Raw genomic sequence first — 17,399 nt, forward strand, 5'->3', positions numbered from 1 at the left:
GCTTCAACCATATCATCAATCATGATCCGGATGCTGATGGCTGACGATGGTCGCCATCTTCTCCGGTCCGTAATTCTGCTGCGTGGTCTGGCTCGGTAGGTTCGCGATGCCGACGACCCAGCCGAGGCGGGATTCGGTGCCGAACTGCCGCGTCGGAATCACCCGGTCAGGGCGATCGAAGGCGCCGGTCATGATCTCGATGCGGTCGCCGTCGATGCGGCCGAAGCTCAGCGGCGTGCCGCAGGCGGGGCAAAAGCCACGCTCGGCAATGGTGGAGGAGCGGAAGAACGACGGCTGTCCCCTGGTCCAGGCAAAGTCCGTCTTGTTGATGTCGGCAAAGGATGCGAACGGTGCACCGGCCGCCTTCTGACACATGCGGCAATGGCAGATCGAGACCCGGTTCGGCGCCGTCGTCACGGCAAAACGCACCGCACCGCATTGGCAGCCGCCGGTGAGAACGGGTTTGCTGGCGTCGGTCATGGCTGCTCCATCCGTCGGTAGGCGTCTTGCAGCGTGGCAAGCGCATCGCCTCCGGCGAAGACAAAACCCGTGACGCCGGCGGCCCGCAGCGCCGCCTCGGCATCAGCAGGGCGGCCCGCCAGATAGATATGTCGGGCGCCCGCACTTTGCAGGGCCTTTGCGGCAGGTTCCGCGCGATCGGCATAGACCTTGTCGCCGGAACAGAGGCAGGCGAGCTCGGCGCCGGAGGCCTTGAAGGCAGCAGCCAGCCTGGCCGGATCGGCAAAGCCCTCGCTGTCGATCGCCTCGATGCCGCCGGCCTCGAAGAAGCTCTTGGCGAAGGTCGCGCGGGCGGTGAAATCGGCGGGCGTGCCGAGATTGGCCAGGAACACTTTGGGCCGCGCGCCGCGTGCCTTCAGCGCGGCATCCGATTTGTCGCGCAGCGCCTCGAACGGTTCCGCGAGCCGGATCGGCGGCAGCGGATCGAACCTGTATTTCTGCTCGCCGTACGGTGCCAGCGCGATCGGCGTCGCCGTCAGCACGGTTGCTTCGCTCTCGTGCAGGTTTGGGAACTCGCTGGCGCCGGTCAGCACGTCGCGGCGCTTTGCGATGTTGGCCTCACGCGCCTTGCGCGCGGCCGCGACCTTGCTCTGAAACAGGCCTTGCTGAAGCGCGGCAAAGGCGCCGCCGGCCTTTTCGCTCTCCTGGAACAGCGCCCAGGCGGCCTCGCAGAGCTGCGCCGTCAGCGTCTCGATGCCGCCGCTGCCGGCCGCGGGATCGCTGACCTTGGCAAGGTTGCTTTCTTCCAGGAGCAGGAGCTGCGTGTTGCGCGCCACGCGCCGCGCGAACGGATCGGGCAGCCCGAGCGCCAGCGTGTGCGGCAGCACGGTGATCGCGTTGGCGCCGGCGAGGCCAGCGGCAAAGGTCGCGATGGTCGCGCGCAGCATGTTCACGTAGGGATCGCGCTGCGTCAGCATGCGCCAGGCCGTATCGGCGGCGATGAACAGCGGTTTAGGCGCGAGCCCGCACGCCGTTTCGATCCGCGCCCAGAGCAGCCGCAGCGCGCGGAATTTGGCCATGGTGAGGAACTGGTCGGCGTCCGCGGCAAGCCGGGCATAGACCATGCCTTGCGCGGCTTCCAGCGGAATGCCCGCGCTTTCGATCGCGCGCAGATAAGCGACACCGCAAGCGAGCACGAAGCCGAGCTCCTGCACCTCGGAGCCGCCGGCATCGTGGATCACGCGTCCGTCGGCGGAAGCGAACGGCCCCTTGAAGCCGAGCCCGGCGAGCCCCTTGATGGCGCCGGTGATCGCCGGCGCGATTTCGTCCCAGGTATAGGGGCTGTGTCCCCACACCGCGCAGGCCGCGAGCGGATCGAGCCCGAAGCGGATGTTGCAGGCGGCGGGATCGAGGCCTTGGCTCTTCACATATTCCGCGACATGGATCGCCGCCATCCGAGACTGCGGACCGACCTCGAGCTCGAGGCCGATCCCGGCGTCGAGATGAATATCCTTCAGGACCTTGGCCACCGCGTCGGCTGAAGGTTCCAGCCCGAAACCGCGCGCGCCGTTGGCGCCGGCGAACACCAGCGCGAGGCCGGTCGCGCCGTTCTCCAGATCCTGCAACGCCTGCGCATTTGCGAGCGCCGCATCGGGATGGTCGATCCGCTGCATGATTTGCCAGGGCGCGGCGGCCGGCCGCCCCACCACGGGCGCGACGCCCCTGGCGCGCGGATAGAGCGGATCGATCTTGATCCCGTCATAGGTCTTACCGACCAGCTTCTCGAACGGCGCCCCCTTCAGCACGCCGTCGACCAGCTTGCGCCAGTCTTCGACGGTCGCCTTGGGAAAATCCGCCGCCAGCGGCAGGTCGTCAGTCACGGATGTCATGCGGCGAGGGGCTCCCGAGCGTATCGTTATTCGCAGGCGAAATTGCCACGGCGGACCGTCCCTGCAAACGGTTGTTTTTGGTTAACCGGTATCCGGAAGCCGCTCAATGCCTTGCGTCGAGACGCTGGCGAGCCCGTCGCGCACACGAATGCCTGAGATCACGCGCTCGGGTGCGATTTCGGCCAGCGGCACCAGCACGAAGGCGCGCTCGAACAGGCGCGGATGCGGCAAGGTCAGGTCGGGCTTCTGCAAGGACAATTCGTCATAGGCGATCATGTCGAGATCGAGCGTGCGCGGGCCCCAGCGCCGATCCTTCTGCCGCATGCGGCCGAACTTCTGCTCGACTTTCTGCAGCACGAACAGAAGCGCGTGCGGATCGAGGCCGGTCTCGATCTCGATGCAGGCGTTGATGAAGGGAGCCTGGTCCTCGTCGCCCCAGGGCGGCGTGGCATAGTCCGAGGAGCGCGCGATCAATGCGCCTTGCGCCATGCCGCAGATATGGGCGATCGCCTTGCGGAACGTCGCGCGGACATCGCCGACATTGCCGCCGAGCGCGATCAGCACGCTCGCCATCTCAGGGATGCCGCGAGCGCGTCAGCACGATGCCGACGTCGTCGAAGATCGCGGCGATCGGCGCATGCGGCTTGTGCACGGTGACCCTCACGGCGCGGATGCGCGGGAAGTGCGACAGGATGGCGTCGGCCACCGCGCCCGCCGCGCGCTCGAGCAGCTTGTAATTGGTATTCTTGAACGCCGCCGTCGTCGTCGCCACGACCTCGGCGTAGGACACCGTATCGGCGAGCCGGTCGCTGCGCGAAGGCTCCGACAGGTCGGTATAGAGTTCGAGATCGATGACGAAGCGCTGGCCGACCTCGGTCTCATGATCCATCACGCCGTGGCGGGCGTGGATCGACAGGCCGGTGACGAAGATCGTGTCGGTCATTGCTTGCCCTCGATTGCGTTCGCCACAAGCAGCGCCTGCAAGGTCTCGGCGACGTCATGGGTGCGGATGATCCTGGCGCCGCGCTGCGCGGCGATCAGATGCGCGGCGATCGAGCCGGCGAGCCGCTCCTTCGGCTCGGACGGCGATACGGAAGAGATGAAGCGCTTGCGCGAGGCGCCGACCAGGATCGGCAGGCCGAACATTGCGAATTCGCGCAAGCGCGCCAGCGCGGTCATGCTCTGCTCGGCGGTCTTGCCGAAGCCGATGCCGGGATCGAGCACGATCCTGTCGCGCGCGATGCCGGCCTTTGCGGCGATGTCGAGCGAGCGCAGGAAGAACGTCTTCATGTCCGTAATGATGTCGATGGCGGGATCGGCATCGTCGCGGTTGTGCATGACGATGACGGGGACGCCTCTTGCCGCCACCAGCGGGGCCATGGCGGGGTCGCGCTGCAGGCCCCAGACGTCGTTGGCGATCGCCGCGCCCTGGTCGAGCGCGAAAGCCACCACCTCCGCCTTCATGCTGTCGATCGAGACCGGCACGCCGAGGGCGACGACGCCAGCCAGCACCGGTTTCAGCCGGGCAAGCTCGTCGTCCGCGCTGACGGGCTTGGCGCCCTTGTAGGGCCGGGTGGACTCGGCCCCGATATCGATGATGTCGACGCCGGCCTCGATCATCGCCCGCGCCCGTGCCAGCGCCAATTCCGGCGCGATGAACTCGCCGCCGTCGGAGAAGGAGTCCGGAGTGACGTTGAGCACGCCCATCACCGCCGGGATCGGCCGTTCCAGCAGCGTCCGCAGCACATCTGGCCCGGCCGAGCCGGCCGGCGGGACGGATGGGGAGGGCGAGGCATTCATGGCGCCCGCTTTAGCGGGCGGGGAGGGGGAGTCAAGACCAACCCCTCGCTGTCATTGCCCGCGAAAGCGGGCAATCCAGTATTCCAGAGGCCGCGCCGTGATACGGAGAGGCTGCGGCGTACTGGATACTCCGCTTTCGCGGAGTATGACCGCGGAGTCTGAGCAGGCATTATTGCCCCTTGGGCAAATGGATGCCGAGAGCCGCTCGGCTCGCCTTATCCTGAGACGTTCGCGCTAATACGTGATCTTCGGCTGCAGCTTCTTCGCCTTGGCGATGATGTCGCCGACCGACTTCTCGGAAGGCAGGATTCGCAGCAGCTTCTTCTTCTCGTTGGCGTCGCGCATGCTCTGGGCGAGCCTTGCCGGATTCCTGTAGGCGAGCTCGCGCACGGTGGTGACGCCGGCGGCGCGGACCAGGCCGACCTTGGCCCGGCCCATGCCGGGGATGCGCATGTAGTCGGACACGTTGGCCCATTCCAGCAGGAGCTGCTCGCTGATGCCGGTCTTGGCGGAAAGCGCCTTGCGGCCCTTCACCGTGCCGGCCGCCTCGAGCAGCGCGTCGGTGGTGCGGATGCCCTGCGCCTTCAGCTTGTTGGCGGCAAAGGCCGACAGGCCCTCAATCTCGGAGATCGGATATGTCATGATACTCGATATGAAATGCCGAAGCTTCAGGCGAACTGGCTGAGGCCCGGCGTCCCCGCAACGATCCTGCCCATCTGATCCGCTCCGATTTTGTCTCGACCGTAGCGGAAAAGTTCACGGGCGACCTTTTGAATCTCGGACATGCCGAGCCCCAGGCCCATCAGGCGCGTGCCGACCGCCATCAAGCCGCCACCCATCAGCCGCGACAGCCCGCCGCCGCTCCTGGATGCCTCGATTGCGGCTTCCGCTCCGGGAATCTGATCGATCAGGGCCTGCACGCTATCGGGAGGACCCTCGCTGCGGAGGAAGCCCAGGATGATGCCGACGGTCTTTTCAGCCACAGCACTATCTATGCTGGCGTTTGTCGCCAGCCGCCCGATCAGTTCGTCCATAAGGTCCGCCCCTCAGCCGGTTGCATGCCGGAGTATTTCTTTCGAGAATGATCTTGAGCCGGTGTGATGTGAAATTCAAGCGATGAACGCGGGCGTCGGAGCGATTCATCTTCCAAGGCACGAAAAGTGTTGCAGCGGTGCAAGAGCGGAGATGGAATCGGCGAAAAATTGCCGCGTTGCGAACGGCCCGCTGCTACTTTCGGCTGATGTCGTCCGTCTGTTTCCGGCGCTGTCGCATGCTTCGAGCGCGTTGAATGGTTTTAATCGGTGCGCGACATGCGTTAAACTACGGAACTGGTGCATTCGAGTTTCGATACGTGAAACCCGGCAAGAAGAGATCAGAGAGAAGAATGACCGCACAGGACAGCAAGCTCGGCGATACCGACGACAAGATCTTCGTCGGCAAGGGAGACGAGCAGGCCTGGCTGACGCTGGCGCTCGCCAATCGCCACGGCCTCGTCACCGGTGCAACCGGCACGGGCAAGACCGTGACGCTCCAGGTGATGGCGGAAGGATTTGCGCGCGCCGGTGTTCCGGTCTTCGCCGCCGATATCAAGGGCGACCTCTCCGGCATCTCGGAGGTCGGCGTGCCCGCGGACTTCATCCTCAAGCGCGCCGCCGCAATGGGGCTGAATTTCCAGCCCGACCAGTTCTCGACGGTGTTCTGGGACGTGTTCGGCGAGCAGGGTCATCCGGTGCGCGCGACCGTCACCGAGATGGGGCCGCTTCTGCTCGCGCGCATGCTCGATCTGAACGACGTGCAGGAAGGCGTGCTCAACGTCGCCTTCCGCGTCGCCGACGACGCCGGGCTCACCCTCGTCGATATGAAGGATCTGCGCGCGCTGCTCGACGCCATCGTGCCCAATGGCGGGAAGAAAGCGGCGGACGCGGAGGAGGATCCGCTCGCCGTCATCCGCAAGGCCGCGCAGGGGTTCGGCAACGTCACCAAGGCCACCGTCGGCACCATCCAGCGCCAGCTCCTGGTGCTGGAGAACCAGGGCGGCACCAAATTCTTCGGCGAGCCGGCGCTGGCATTGGAGGATTTCATGAAGACCGACCGCGACGGCCGCGGCATGGTCAATATCCTGGTCGCCGACAAGCTGCTGCAGAACCCCAGGCTTTATGCGACCTTCCTGCTGTGGATGCTGTCGGAGCTGTTCGAAGAGCTGCCCGAGGCCGGCGATCTGCCCAAGCCGAAGCTGGTGTTCTTCTTCGACGAGGCGCATCTGTTGTTCAATGACGCGCCCAAGGCGCTGCTCGACAAGATCGAGCAGGTTGTCCGCCTGATCCGCTCCAAGGGCGTCGGCGTCTACTTCGTGACGCAGAACCCGATCGACGTTCCGGACCGTGTGCTCGGACAGCTGGGCAACCGGGTGCAGCACGCGCTGCGCGCCTTCACCCCGCGCGACCAGAAGGCGGTCGCGGCTGCGGCCCAGACCTTCCGGCCCAACCCGAAGCTCGACACGGCCAAGGTGATCACGGAGCTCGGCAAGGGCGAGGCGCTGGTGTCCTTCCTCGAGGGCAATGGCACGCCGGCCATGGTCGAGCGGGTGATGATCCGTCCGCCGTCGGCCCGCATCGGATCAATCACGCCCGACGAGCGCAAGGCGATCATGGCTGCGAGCCCGGTGAAGGGCAAGTACGACACCGCCGTCGACGAAGAATCCGCCTACGAGATGATCCAGAAGCGCATTGCCGGCACCGCGGCGACGGCCGACAGCCCGGCTGGCGGGAGCGGCGGCGGCATTCTCGGCCAGATCGGCTCGATCGTCGGCACCGTGTTCGGCACCAACGTCAAGCGCGGCCGGCTGTCGACCGGCCAGGTCATCGCGCGCGACGTGACGCGATCGGTCACCAACCAGGTGATCGGCGGGATGGCGGCCAATATCGGCAAGTCGCTCGGCGGCCAGCTCGGCGGCTCGATCGGCCGCACGCTGGTCCGCGGCGCGCTCGGCGGATTGCTGCGGCGGTAGGGCAGCTCCCTTCTGGCGATCCGTTGCGACGCCTGCCTGCGGCGGGCTTGCCATGTGGTGTTGTGGCTGGCACGGCCGCGGCGGCAGCGCTAAAAGCGCAGACGTCTCGATACCCGGCAATCAGGAACACGATCATGGCCAATGCGCAGCTTCAATCCGTGCTCGACCACATCGACAAGGATTTCGACAACAGCCTGGAGCGTCTGTTCGCGCTGCTCCGGATCAAGTCGATCTCGGCGGATCCGGCCTTTGCCGGGGATTGCAAGGCGGCGGCGGACCATCTCGCCAAGGACATTGCGAGCCTCGGTGTTGCCACCGAGGTGAGGCCGACCGCGGGCCATCCCGCCATCGTCGGCAAGACCGGGGCCGGCGAGCGGCCGCATGTGATCTTCTACGGTCATTACGACGTGCAGCCGGTTGATCCGCTCGATCTCTGGCACCGCCCGCCGTTCGAGCCCGTGGTGACCGACCACGCCGACGGCCGCAAGATCATCGTCGCGCGTGGCGCCGAGGACGACAAGGGCCAGGTGATGACCTTCGTGGAAGCCTGCCGCGCCTGGAAAAAGGTGACGGGCTCGCTGCCGATCGACGTCACCTTCCTGATCGAGGGCGAGGAGGAGGTCGGCTCGAAGAATTTCGTGCCCTTCATCGAGGCCAACAAGGACGAGTTCAAGGCCGACTACGTGCTGGTCTGCGACACCGGCATGTGGGACCGCAACACGCCGGCGATCACGACCTCGCTGCGCGGCCTGCTCTATGAAGAGCTGAAGATCACCGCCGCCAATCGCGACCTGCATTCCGGCGTGTTCGGCGGCAGCGCGATGAACCCGATCCGGGTGCTGACGAAAATCCTGGGCGGGCTGTTCGACGACGACAACCGCATCACCATTCCCGGCTTCTATGACGGGGTGAAGGATCTGCCGCCCGACATCCTCGCGCAATGGAAGAAGCTCAACCTGACGCCCGAGATGTTCCTGAAGCCGATCGGCCTGTCGATCCCTGCCGGCGAGAAGGGGCGCCTGCTGATCGAGCAGGCCTCGTCGCGCCCGACCTGCGACGTCAACGGCATCTGGGGCGGCTATATCGGCGAGGGTTCCAAGACGGTGATCCCCTCGCATGCCTCCGCCAAGGTCTCGTTCCGCCTGGTCGAAGGACAGGACCCGCAGAAGATCCGCAAAGCCTTCCGCGATTACGTCACCGCACGGCTCCCGGGCGACTGCAAGGTCGAGTTCGGCGACCATTCCGCCGCGCCTGCCGTCGCACTCGACTGGAACATGAAGCCGCTCGCCGCCGCCAGCAAGGCGCTCACGGAAGAATGGGGCAAGGAGACCGTGCTGATGGGCTCCGGCGCCTCGATTCCGATCGTCGCCGACTTCAAGCGCACGCTCGGCCTCGATTCACTGCTGGTCGGTTTCGGCCTCGACGACGACAACATCCACTCCCCGAACGAGAAGTACGACCTGCGCAGCTTCCAGAAGGGCATCCGCTCCTGGGCCCGCATCCTGGCGGCACTGGCGGAGGTGAAATAGGCGCGGGTGCCGTAGTGCCGTAGGGTGGGCAAAGGCGCAAAGCGCCGTGCCCACCATCTCTCAATGATTGCGAAAGAACGTGGGCAAGCTTCGCTTTGCCCACCCTACGAGACCCCGTCATTGCGAGCGTAGCGAAGCAATCCAGAATCCTTCCGCGGAAACAGTCTGGATTGCTTCGTCGCATCAGCGCAAAATTGCTATGCAATTTTTGTCGCGAGCTCCTCGCAATGAAGGCGGCGTGTGTCCCCAAACAAAAACGCCGCCCGGGATTGGGCGGCGTTTCATTCCAGAGCGTGCAGAGGTAGTTCGGTAAAAAGACTACCTCAAACTCTTGAAAATCTCAAGACCGGTAGCCCGGAAGCTCGCGGTCGAGCTTGCGCAGCAGCGGCGGCCACACCAGGTTGGTGGCGCGCAGCTCGGCGCGGTCGCGGTTGGCGAGCAGCTCGGCGTTCTTCTCGATCGCGATCTCCTCGACCGGATAGACCGGCGTGCCGAGCGCGCGGGTGCGAACCTGCATCGAGCAGGCGCGCTCGAGGTGGTACATGCGCTCGAAGGCGGAGGCGACCGAGCGGCCGACCGTGAGCGTGCCGTGATTGCGCAGCAGCATGTGGTTGTGGTCGCCGAGATCCTTCTGCAGCCGCGGCCGCTCGTCGTGGTCCAGTGCGATGCCTTCGTAGTCGTGATAGGCGAGGTCGTGGGTGACGAGCTGAGCGGTCTGGTTCAGCGGCAACAGGCCTTCTGCGCTGCTCGACACTGCGGTGCCGTCGAGCGTGTGGAGGTGCAGCACGCAGATCGCGTCCTCGCGGACCTCGTGGATCGCCGAATGAATGGTGAAGCCCGCCGGGTTGATGCTGTATTCGCTCTCGGAGAGCTGGTTGCCGTGCAAATCGACCTTGACGAGGCTCGACGCCGTGATCTCCTCGAACATCAGTCCGTAGGGGTTGATGAGGAAGTGATGCTCGGGGCCGGGCACGCGCGCAGAGATGTGGGTGTCGACCAGATCGTCCCAGCCGTACAGCGCGACCAGGCGATAGCAGGCGGCGAGATTGACCCGTTGCTGCCACTCGGCCTCCGTCATATCAGACGGCACTTCCTTCAGGCGCGCTTCCGCTGGCGACATGGCTGATCTCTCCGAACATCGTTGTTGCGGGGAGGGAGCGTAGACTTGCAAATGGCTGGCAGCAAGGCGCGTCGGAAGCGCGGCAGTCAAGCGTCACCCGCATGCTTGTCCGCGGTAGCTCGAAGAGCGAAGGCGGAAGCGCTACGGGAGAATCATTTACGGCGGCGGGATCGACAGCAGGCTGGAAATGCTGCGGCCGCGGATGTCGTAGACGCGGGCGAACACCACGTCGTCGCGCTTGATCTCGACCATCACCGGCGCGGTCAGGCCCTTGCAGTAGAACTCGCTGAGCGTCATGGCGAAATCGGCCGCGTTGGAATCCCAGCCGATGGTGAAGTCGGGGCCGAGGGCGACCTGCGCCGGGCGCTGCGGACCGCACACCGCGACCTTCCATTTGCGGTTCGCTGGCGGCACCTCCTGACGCTCGACGATCTGCTCGCGCAATCCGTCGGAGGCCTGCTTCAGCGCGAGGCCCCAATAGTCCAGCATGAAGCGGCTGTCGGCGCCGCGCACGGTGCCGGCGATGTGGTTGAAGTGCGTGTATTGATAGGGATGCAGCCGGATCATCTCGGCGAGCGGCAACGCGAGGCCGAAGCAGAAAGTGGCGAGCACGACGGGCTGCCAGGTGCGGTGATTGGCGCGCAGGCGCTCCATCGCCCGTGCGAAAGCGACGCCGCCGAGCACCGCCATCGGCGGAATCACGAACACGAAATGGCGGATGCCGTTGTACAGCGCCGGCCGCTTCACCATCGCGATCGCAAGCGGCAGGGTCGCAGCCAGCGTCAGCATCAGCATGATGGTCTTGCGCCGCGCCGGCACTTTGTCTCGCGCCAGCATGGCGAAGGTGCCGAACACCGCGCCGGCCATCAGCACCAGCATCACTTCGGGCAGCTGCAGCGCGAACAGCGTCGGCAGATAGGACCACGGCATGTCGGGCACCGACACGATCGCGCCGTCGAACATTTCCTTCCACGGCTTCTCGAAGAAGTGCGAGAAGTAGGTCAGCGCCTGGAAGGGATTGCCGGGTTCCATGATCGACCACGGCCAGAGCAAGCCCATCAGGAGATAGCCGAACGCGAGGCCGGGCAGCAGCACATAAACGACATGGGCGAAGCGGCGCGCCGACTCGCGCAGGCCTTGGCTGCGCAGTTCCTCCAGGAACAGCGGGATGAAGCCGAGCACGGCGTAGACCAGGGCGAGCCCGCCGAGAACGCGGCAGCCGATCGCAAGACCGGCGCCGAGCCCGACGATCAGGATCGTGCGTGGCGAGGGCTGCGGATATTCCTCGGCGAGCCGGACGAGGCCCAGCATCAGGATGATCATGGCCACCGCGAAGGGCGCGTCCTTCGGGTTCATGAACATGTGGCCGTAGAAGATCGGGCACAGCGCGAGCAGCAGGAGCGCGGCAAGACCGGCGAGCGGGCCGCCGATGCGGCGGCCGAGCCGCCACGTCACCGCGAGTCCGATCACGCCGACGATGGCGCCGACCAGGCGTCGCGTCTCGAACAATTCGAGCGGAATGATCTTGTGCAGGAGGGCTGCGACCATGTCGAAGCCGCCGCCATACATGTAGAGATTGGCGAAGGAGAGCGCCGCATTGTCCTTGAAGCCGGAACCGAACATGCGCAGCAGCAGGTCGGCATATTCGGCGTGGGTGTAATCGTCCCAGCCGAGGCCGTAGTCGCGGAAGGTCAGGCCCGCAACGACAGCGACCACGGCCAGCACCAGCATGGCGAGATCGTCGCAAGTCCGTTCGACCGAGCGCCGTTGAGGCGTGTCGATCGCCGACGTCGTGATGGATGTCATGGCTATTGGCGCCCCGGAATCCCCTCTTGGCCCTGCTGGTGCGCGCGGGCCTCAACCCCGGTTTCCCTATAGCGCAGTTCCATTACCAAGTAATTGGGCATTATGGCTAAATTCCTGATGCGCCGCAGCAATTCCCGATTTCAGAGCAGCCTAGCAGTAGCGAGCCCTGTCTGAAGGGAATGTGAATAAGTCCCTGATTTCCTTCCCATTAGGAACGCGGGCTGCAATTGGTCGTTGGCGCGGAACGGCGTATGACGATATCGTGGCGTGACGGGTCGCGTGTGGATGTGTGCGGCCGGGGGTGAGTTCGATGACCTTGGCATTGTTGATCGCGGGGATTTTCGCCGTCGTGGCGGGCCTCCTTTCGATCCTGTTCGGCTTCTCCGTGAGAGAGTTCAGCCTCGGCAGTCCCCTCATAATCGCGGGAACGATCGCCGTCTGCTCCGGACTGTTACTGGCGGGCCTCTATCTCGTGGTCGCGGAGCTGCGGGGCATCGCTCGCCGGTTGGCCGGTGCGCCGTCCGAAGTGCGGGTCAGGCCCGTGCTGCCGGGCCTCGCCACATCAGGCGCCGTTGCGCCCGAGCCGATGCCTGCCTCGGCGGCCAGGACCGAGCCGGCGCCGCCACCGCCCGCAGGCCCGCCGCCGTGGCAGAGCGAAGCCTCCGCGCGCGAGCGTCCGCGCCCCGAGACAGCGCCGGAGCCGGAAGCTCCGACGCCGCCCGCGACTCCCGAAGCGCCGCGCCGACGCAACCTGTTGTTCGCCTCGACCTCGCGCAAGGAGCGCGAGCGTGCGGAGGCGAAGACGACCGAGGGCGCGCCGCCGCCTCTCGAAGCGCCCGCAGCGCCCGCGGCGCAGGACGCTCCGCCTGCCAGCTTCGACGACGCCTGGCCGAAGCCGGAGCGCATGCGCCCACCGGAGCCGCTCGTAGGTTCGCGCCGGCCGCCGCCGCGCCCGCCCTCCGCGGAAGCCGCTCCCGCGCCGCCGTCGCCCGCACCTGAGCCGGCGGCCGCGCCCGAGCAGCCGCCCGTGACCGTGCTAAAGTCCGGAATCGTCGACGGCATGGCCTATTCGCTCTATTCCGACGGCTCGATCGAAGCGCAGATGCCGGAGGGCATGATGCGCTTTGCCTCCATCGACGAGCTCCGTTCCCATCTCGACCAGCGCGGCTGAGCAGAAGTGAGCGCCGCCGTTGTTGTGGCCTCGTCGGTCGTCGACTTGTTTCGGCCGAACGGCTTGTTGACAGGCAATGGTCCGCCGTCGTCTATCCCGTAAGGCGCAAGGTGGAGAGAGGCGGGCCGATGTCGGACGCTGGGGCGAAGAATTTCATCGAGCTGACGGCGAGCATCGTGTCGGCCTATCTCAGCAACAATCCGACGCCGGCCGCGGAGATTCCGAACCTGATCAGCCAGGTGCACGGCGCCCTGGTGCGGGTGTCGTCCGGCCGCACCGAGACTGCGCCGCTCGAGCCGGCCAAGCCGGCGGTCTCGCTGAAGAAGTCGGTCGCGCCCGATTATCTGGTCTGCCTGGAAGACGGCAAGCGCTTCAAATCTCTGAAGCGCCATCTGCGCACCCAGTACAACATGACGCCGGAGCAATACCGCGAGAAATGGGGCCTGCCGGCCGACTACCCCATGGTCGCGCCGAACTACGCGGTGGCGCGCTCGCAACTCGCCAAGCAGATGGGCCTGGGACAGCAGCAGCGGAAGAAGGGGAAGTAGAGGCGCAGTTTTCGTAGGGTGGGCAAAGGCGCGAAGCGCCGTGCCCACGAGACGTCTCCAATCGCATTCAGGACGTGGGCACGCTTCGCTCGGCCCGCCTACGAAGAATGCTACGTCGCTTCGGCGAGCGCCTCTCTCGCGTCGGTCTTGATGCGCTCGACCATCGAGCGCAGGCCGTTGGAGCGCTGCGGCGTCAGATGATCGCGAAAGCCGAACTCGTCGAACACGGCGATGGCGTCGGTGTCCAGAATCTGCTGCGGCGTGCGGCCCGAATAGAGCGAGAGCACGATCGCGACCAGCCCGCGCACGATATGCGCGTCGCTGTCGCCGCGATACCTCAGGATCGGAACACCCTTGCTGCGGTCGACCAGCTTCTGCAGCCAGACCTGGCTGACGCAGCCATTCACCTTGTTCTCGGCGGAGTGCTCGGCCTCCGGCATCGGTTCCAGGGTCCGGCCGAGCTCGATGACGTACCGGTAGCGGTCGTCCCACTCGTCCAGAAGCTCGAAATTGTCCCTGATTTCGTCGATCGTCGTCATGCTGGCCCATGTTCCCGCTTCCCGCCAATATAAGGATGCGAGGCGCCGAAATCGATAGGGTTTGGCGCTAATTCGCCGCTTGAGGGCCGCGCCATTCCAGCGCGAGGTCGTCCTGGCTCAGGGTGTCGCGCGGCGCTTCGCTCGAGACGGCATCGCCTTCGCCGGCCATCGCGATCGAGCCGGTATGGTCGGGCGCCTTCTTGTCGGTTTTGTCGATCTTCTCGTTCTTGTCGTGGCCGATCTGCTCTTTCTTGTCGTTGATGATCTGGTAGATCTTGCGCGCGCCGTCCTGGGCGCGCTGGCCGATGATGGTCGCGGCCTGTCCGCCGACCTCGCAGGCCGCCGGCTGGCGCTTGCAGAACTGGGTCATGTCGGAGACGGCCGCGGTCGCAGCCTGAACCGCGTCGGCAGCGCCGATCTGCGGCAGCTTGTCCGATTCGGGCGTCTTGTCCCGCGGCAGGAGCACCAGCACCAGCCCGAGCCAGAATGTGATGCGGAGCAGAAAACGCATCTTGTCGACCTGTATGGCAGATCCCGTCCGCGGCGATGGTCCGCGCGCGTTCCGACCTAGCAACTCTCGATAAATCGCAAGTCATTGCCTTGAGCTTAATTCGCGGAGAATTGGCGCAAAATTCTTCGGGATCGACGGCGTCGTAAATTTTCGATTGACGCCGCGGCCCGTGATCCTACCGGCAGGCATATCCACCAATTCGAAACCATCAGCGGGAAGATGAAACCCTGTGTTCACCATCCGCAGCGAAGACGTCGTCAAATCGTCTAAAAAGCCGCGCGATGTCCCGGCGTCCGGTGGCGCGTCCCGCCGCCTTAGCACTCGTTTAAGGTCGCTCTGACACGGTGGCTCAACGACAAGGAGGCGTTCCGGCGCGTCTTCTACGACGATTGAGCCGAAGCGCGAGACCCGTGACAGTTTTGAGTATCATCCGCGATTGTCTCGATGCATTGCTGCATCCCTCCGCGCGTTCCGATGCGCTGATGCGAGCGCGCCATCGTGCCTTCATGGCGCCGCGGCTGCTCGGCAGCCTGGGCGCCTTCGCCGCATTTCCGGTCTATCTCGCCATGCGGGGCGCGCCGAGCGCGGTCGAGGTCGCCGCTTTCGCATGGCTGATCGCGCCGATTTTGTTGTCCTGGTTCCTGTCGCGCACCGGACGCTATGAAGGCGCGCATGTGTTGTCGTCGCTGGCGCTCGCCGGCCTGATCATGGCGGTTGCGGGCAGCACGGGCGGCATCGAATCGTTCGCCGCGGTCTGGCTGGTCGTGGTTCCGCTCGAAGCCGCGCTGTCGGCCTCGCGCCGTGTCGCCGCCTTCGCCTCATTGCTCGCGCTGTCCTGTGCGGGCCTCCTGATCCTGCTCGGTCAGCTCGGCTGGCTGCCGTCCGCGGACATCAGCGCCGCGGAACGCGGCGTGCTGATGGCCTGCGGCGTCGTCTCGGCGACGCTCTATGCCGCGGGCCTTGCCTTCGGCGCGCAATCGCTGGCACGCACCAGCATGGCGCTGCTCTCGCGCGAAGAGGAGCGCTATCGCCTGCTCGCCCGCAACATGAGCGATGTGATCTCGCGGCATCAGCGCAACGGCGCGGTGCAGTTCATCTCGCCGGCGGCGGAGGCCATGCTCGGCCTGCCGGCGGCGCAATTGCTCGGTCACGGCTTGTTCGACCGCGTCCATGTCGCCGATCGCCCGGCCTATCTCACCGCGCTGTCCGATGCCGCGCGCGGCGAGGTGCGCAGCGTCGAGTTCCGGCTGCGGCGCGAGGCCGATGGTTCGGAGCGCGGTCAGGTCGATTTTCTCTGGGTCCAGATGCGCTGCCGGCCGGTCGACCAGGGCATGGGCCAGGATCCGCATCGAGACCTCACGCGTGAGGCCGAAGTCGTCGCCGTGATGCGCGACGTCACCGACCACAAGCTGTCCGAGCAGGCGCTCGAGCAGGCGCGTAGCGCCGCCGAAGCGGCCGATGCCGCCAAGACCCGCTTCCTCGCCACCATGAGTCACGAGCTGCGGACGCCGCTGAATGCCATCATCGGCTTCTCGGAGATGATCGCGCAGGAGCAGGCCCTGATGCTGGGCGCGGCCCAGCGCCGGGAATATGCCCAGCTCATCAACGATTCCGGCCAGCATCTCTTGTCGGTCGTCAACGGCATCCTGGACATGTCGAAGATGGAATCGGGCAATTTCGAGATCGCGTCCGAGCCGTTCGCGCCGCGCGCCTCGCTCTTGCATTGCTGCAATCTGTTGGCGCTGAAGGCGCGGGAAAACGGCATCGACCTCATCACCGACGCGCCGCACGACCTGCCTGTCATGACCGGCGATCCCAGGGCCTTCAAGCAGATCGTGCTCAATCTCGTCGCCAACGCCATCAAGTTCACCGAGCGCGGCGGTCAGGTTTCCGTCTCCGCCGCGGTGACCGGCTCGCAGCTGATGCTGCGCATCAGCGACACCGGCGTCGGCATCGCGCCGGACGATCTCCAGCGCATCGGCGCGCCGTTCTTCCAGGCGGGCAAGACCTATCAGCGCCGTCACGAAGGCACCGGTCTTGGGCTTTCGATCGTGAAGAGCCTCGTGGCGTTGCATCTCGGCGAATTGACGGTACAAAGCAGGTTGGGAGAGGGCACCGCCGTCACCGTCAAGCTGCCGCTCGTCTACACGCCGCCGCAAGCCAGGCCGGCCGAGAGCAAGATCGCGACGCTGACGCCGGCGCTGCGCCAAGAATTTCAAGGACAAGAATTCCAAGGACCTCAAGGTCAGGAGCTTCAAGACCAAGCTCACGACCAGTCTCAGGACCAACCCGCTCTGGTGAAGAAAAGTGCCTAAGAAGTCTGCCAAGGACGAAGCCGCTCCGCGCCGCCGCGGTGCCAAGGCTGCGACGGTCGATGTCGAGACCGAGCGCAACCTCGTGATGCGCGTGCTGCTGCACAGCCCCAAGGACACGCTGGCCGGTCTCGTCGCGGTCGCGGCGGTCGGCGCGATCGTTGCCAATGCGCTGTTCCTGCAGACCGGCCGGCACCCGGCGCCGATGTTCGGCACCGTGATCAATCTGCCCGCGCCGTCATCGATGCAGCTGTCGAACCCCCTGCCGCGTCCGCGCCCCGTCGGCGCCGATAGCTCGCCGCTCGAGCCGCGCGCGACCGAGTTCCGCGCCGAGCCCAAACCCGCCGAGCGCGCCGCCGAGAAGGCGCCGGAGAAGCCCGTCGAGGCGACCGCATCGACGCGCGCGAACGATCCCATGACCAATCTGGTCAAGCAGACGACCTCTACCCCGACGTCCGCCATGCGCCCGCCGGCCCCGATTCCCGTGCCGCAGAGCCCGGCGGCACGGCGTATCGCCGGGGTGCAGCGCGCGCTGTCCGAATACGGCTACGGCAATCTGAAGATCACGGGCACGATGAACGGCGAGACCCAGTCCGCGATCCAGAAGTTCGAGCGCGAGCACAAGATGCAGGTCACCGGCCAGCTCTCCGATCGGCTGCTGCGCGAGCTCGGTGCCGCGATCGGCCACCCCGTCGAATAAGCGCATCC

General features: G+C 65.8%; 17 protein-coding genes. 6 read left to right on the top strand and 11 right to left on the bottom strand.

The window, feature by feature from the left end:
* Nucleotides 1-15 precede the first annotated feature (15 nt).
* The 7 genes from WI560_RS09825 to WI560_RS09855 all read right to left on the bottom strand — a co-directional run bounded on the left by WI560_RS09825 (nucleotide 16) and on the right by WI560_RS09855 (nucleotide 5,182).
* Nucleotides 16-480, bottom strand: coding sequence for a GFA family protein (locus WI560_RS09825; RefSeq protein ID WP_375307837.1), 465 nt, complete (start codon nucleotides 478-480; stop codon nucleotides 16-18).
* Nucleotides 477-2,348, bottom strand: a complete 1,872-nt coding sequence (locus WI560_RS09830) for a methylmalonyl-CoA mutase family protein (RefSeq protein ID WP_375307838.1) — start codon at nucleotides 2,346-2,348, stop codon at nucleotides 477-479. Before WI560_RS09830 ends, WI560_RS09825 begins: the two co-directional genes overlap by 4 nt.
* Nucleotides 2,349-2,429: 81 nt before the next feature.
* The gene (folK, locus tag WI560_RS09835) at nucleotides 2,430-2,921 is read right to left on the bottom strand and encodes a 2-amino-4-hydroxy-6-hydroxymethyldihydropteridine diphosphokinase (protein ID WP_375307839.1); all 492 of its coding nucleotides are present in this window, start codon (nucleotides 2,919-2,921) and stop codon (nucleotides 2,430-2,432) included.
* A 1-nt stretch (nucleotide 2,922) separates the two neighbouring features.
* A complete protein-coding gene (gene folB / locus WI560_RS09840; RefSeq protein ID WP_375307840.1) occupies nucleotides 2,923-3,291 on the bottom strand; it encodes a dihydroneopterin aldolase in 369 nt (122 codons plus the stop codon).
* Nucleotides 3,288-4,148, bottom strand: a complete 861-nt coding sequence (gene folP / locus WI560_RS09845) for a dihydropteroate synthase (RefSeq protein ID WP_375307841.1) — start codon at nucleotides 4,146-4,148, stop codon at nucleotides 3,288-3,290. Before folP ends, folB begins: the two co-directional genes overlap by 4 nt.
* A gap of 234 nt (nucleotides 4,149-4,382) precedes the next feature.
* Entirely contained in the window at nucleotides 4,383-4,790 is a 408-nt protein-coding gene (locus WI560_RS09850; RefSeq protein WP_028135381.1) for a DUF4332 domain-containing protein, read from the bottom strand.
* 26 nt (nucleotides 4,791-4,816) lie between these two features.
* Nucleotides 4,817-5,182, bottom strand: a complete 366-nt coding sequence (locus WI560_RS09855) for a DUF2267 domain-containing protein (RefSeq protein ID WP_375307842.1) — start codon at nucleotides 5,180-5,182, stop codon at nucleotides 4,817-4,819.
* Between the two features lie 350 nt (nucleotides 5,183-5,532).
* On the opposite strand from WI560_RS09855, the gene WI560_RS09860 reads away from it, so the two are divergent.
* Both WI560_RS09860 and WI560_RS09865 read left to right on the top strand, forming a co-directional pair.
* Nucleotides 5,533-7,155, top strand: a complete 1,623-nt coding sequence (locus WI560_RS09860) for a helicase HerA-like domain-containing protein (protein ID WP_375307843.1) — start codon at nucleotides 5,533-5,535, stop codon at nucleotides 7,153-7,155.
* A gap of 134 nt (nucleotides 7,156-7,289) precedes the next feature.
* The gene (locus WI560_RS09865) at nucleotides 7,290-8,684 is read left to right on the top strand and encodes a M20/M25/M40 family metallo-hydrolase (RefSeq protein WP_375307844.1); all 1,395 of its coding nucleotides are present in this window, start codon (nucleotides 7,290-7,292) and stop codon (nucleotides 8,682-8,684) included.
* Nucleotides 8,685-9,024: 340 nt separating this feature from the next.
* On the opposite strand, the gene WI560_RS09870 is transcribed toward WI560_RS09865, so the two are convergent.
* Together WI560_RS09870 and WI560_RS09875 are read right to left on the bottom strand one after the other, a co-directional pair.
* Nucleotides 9,025-9,804 (bottom strand): class II aldolase/adducin family protein, encoded by a 780-nt coding sequence (locus WI560_RS09870; RefSeq protein ID WP_375307845.1) that lies wholly within the window; start codon nucleotides 9,802-9,804, stop codon nucleotides 9,025-9,027.
* A gap of 156 nt (nucleotides 9,805-9,960) precedes the next feature.
* Nucleotides 9,961-11,610 (bottom strand): glycosyltransferase family 39 protein, encoded by a 1,650-nt coding sequence (locus tag WI560_RS09875; protein WP_375307846.1) that lies wholly within the window; start codon nucleotides 11,608-11,610, stop codon nucleotides 9,961-9,963.
* A 310-nt stretch (nucleotides 11,611-11,920) separates the two neighbouring features.
* On the opposite strand from WI560_RS09875, the gene WI560_RS09880 reads away from it, so the two are divergent.
* Together WI560_RS09880 and WI560_RS09885 are read left to right on the top strand one after the other, a co-directional pair.
* A complete protein-coding gene (locus tag WI560_RS09880; protein ID WP_375307847.1) occupies nucleotides 11,921-12,781 on the top strand; it encodes a DUF308 domain-containing protein in 861 nt (286 codons plus the stop codon).
* Nucleotides 12,782-12,909: 128 nt separating this feature from the next.
* The gene (locus WI560_RS09885; protein ID WP_028135388.1) at nucleotides 12,910-13,329 is read left to right on the top strand and encodes a MucR family transcriptional regulator; all 420 of its coding nucleotides are present in this window, start codon (nucleotides 12,910-12,912) and stop codon (nucleotides 13,327-13,329) included.
* Nucleotides 13,330-13,439: 110 nt separating this feature from the next.
* On the opposite strand, the gene WI560_RS09890 is transcribed toward WI560_RS09885, so the two are convergent.
* Both WI560_RS09890 and WI560_RS09895 read right to left on the bottom strand, forming a co-directional pair.
* On the bottom strand, nucleotides 13,440-13,868 hold the full coding sequence (locus tag WI560_RS09890; protein WP_375307848.1) for a SufE family protein: 429 nt from the start codon (nucleotides 13,866-13,868) through the stop codon (nucleotides 13,440-13,442).
* A 67-nt stretch (nucleotides 13,869-13,935) separates the two neighbouring features.
* Nucleotides 13,936-14,379, bottom strand: a complete 444-nt coding sequence (locus WI560_RS09895) for a DUF5330 domain-containing protein (RefSeq protein ID WP_257177514.1) — start codon at nucleotides 14,377-14,379, stop codon at nucleotides 13,936-13,938.
* Nucleotides 14,380-14,789: 410 nt separating this feature from the next.
* Between WI560_RS09895 and WI560_RS09900 the strand changes: the two genes are divergently transcribed.
* On the top strand, nucleotides 14,790-16,694 hold the full coding sequence (locus tag WI560_RS09900) for an ATP-binding protein (protein WP_375307849.1): 1,905 nt from the start codon (nucleotides 14,790-14,792) through the stop codon (nucleotides 16,692-16,694).
* Nucleotides 16,687-17,391, top strand: a complete 705-nt coding sequence (locus tag WI560_RS09905; RefSeq protein ID WP_375307850.1) for a peptidoglycan-binding protein — start codon at nucleotides 16,687-16,689, stop codon at nucleotides 17,389-17,391. The genes WI560_RS09900 and WI560_RS09905 overlap by 8 nt, the downstream gene beginning before the upstream one ends.
* The last annotated feature ends 8 nt before the right edge of the window (nucleotides 17,392-17,399 follow it).

Source organism: Bradyrhizobium sp. A11 (assembly GCF_042077125.1).
GTDB lineage: Bacteria > Pseudomonadota > Alphaproteobacteria > Rhizobiales > Xanthobacteraceae > Bradyrhizobium > Bradyrhizobium japonicum_B.

What these genes read in the sequence shown, in the direction of transcription:
- folK (WP_375307839.1), bottom strand. Translation starts at nt 2,921, where the DNA reads ATGGCGAGCGTGCTGATCGCGCTCGGCGGCAATGTCGGCGATGTCCGC.
- WI560_RS09885 (WP_028135388.1), top strand. Translation starts at nt 12,910, where the DNA reads ATGTCGGACGCTGGGGCGAAGAATTTCATCGAGCTGACGGCGAGCATC.
- WI560_RS09850 (WP_028135381.1), bottom strand. Translation starts at nt 4,790, where the DNA reads ATGACATATCCGATCTCCGAGATTGAGGGCCTGTCGGCCTTTGCCGCC.
- WI560_RS09825 (WP_375307837.1), bottom strand. Translation starts at nt 480, where the DNA reads ATGACCGACGCCAGCAAACCCGTTCTCACCGGCGGCTGCCAATGCGGT.
- WI560_RS09870 (WP_375307845.1), bottom strand. Translation starts at nt 9,804, where the DNA reads ATGTCGCCAGCGGAAGCGCGCCTGAAGGAAGTGCCGTCTGATATGACG.
- WI560_RS09865 (WP_375307844.1), top strand. Translation starts at nt 7,290, where the DNA reads ATGGCCAATGCGCAGCTTCAATCCGTGCTCGACCACATCGACAAGGAT.
- folP (WP_375307841.1), bottom strand. Translation starts at nt 4,148, where the DNA reads ATGAATGCCTCGCCCTCCCCATCCGTCCCGCCGGCCGGCTCGGCCGGG.
- WI560_RS09875 (WP_375307846.1), bottom strand. Translation starts at nt 11,610, where the DNA reads ATGACATCCATCACGACGTCGGCGATCGACACGCCTCAACGGCGCTCG.
- WI560_RS09860 (WP_375307843.1), top strand. Translation starts at nt 5,533, where the DNA reads ATGACCGCACAGGACAGCAAGCTCGGCGATACCGACGACAAGATCTTC.
- WI560_RS09895 (WP_257177514.1), bottom strand. Translation starts at nt 14,379, where the DNA reads ATGCGTTTTCTGCTCCGCATCACATTCTGGCTCGGGCTGGTGCTGGTG.
- WI560_RS09830 (WP_375307838.1), bottom strand. Translation starts at nt 2,348, where the DNA reads ATGACATCCGTGACTGACGACCTGCCGCTGGCGGCGGATTTTCCCAAG.
- WI560_RS09880 (WP_375307847.1), top strand. Translation starts at nt 11,921, where the DNA reads ATGACCTTGGCATTGTTGATCGCGGGGATTTTCGCCGTCGTGGCGGGC.
- WI560_RS09855 (WP_375307842.1), bottom strand. Translation starts at nt 5,182, where the DNA reads ATGGACGAACTGATCGGGCGGCTGGCGACAAACGCCAGCATAGATAGT.
- WI560_RS09890 (WP_375307848.1), bottom strand. Translation starts at nt 13,868, where the DNA reads ATGACGACGATCGACGAAATCAGGGACAATTTCGAGCTTCTGGACGAG.
- folB (WP_375307840.1), bottom strand. Translation starts at nt 3,291, where the DNA reads ATGACCGACACGATCTTCGTCACCGGCCTGTCGATCCACGCCCGCCAC.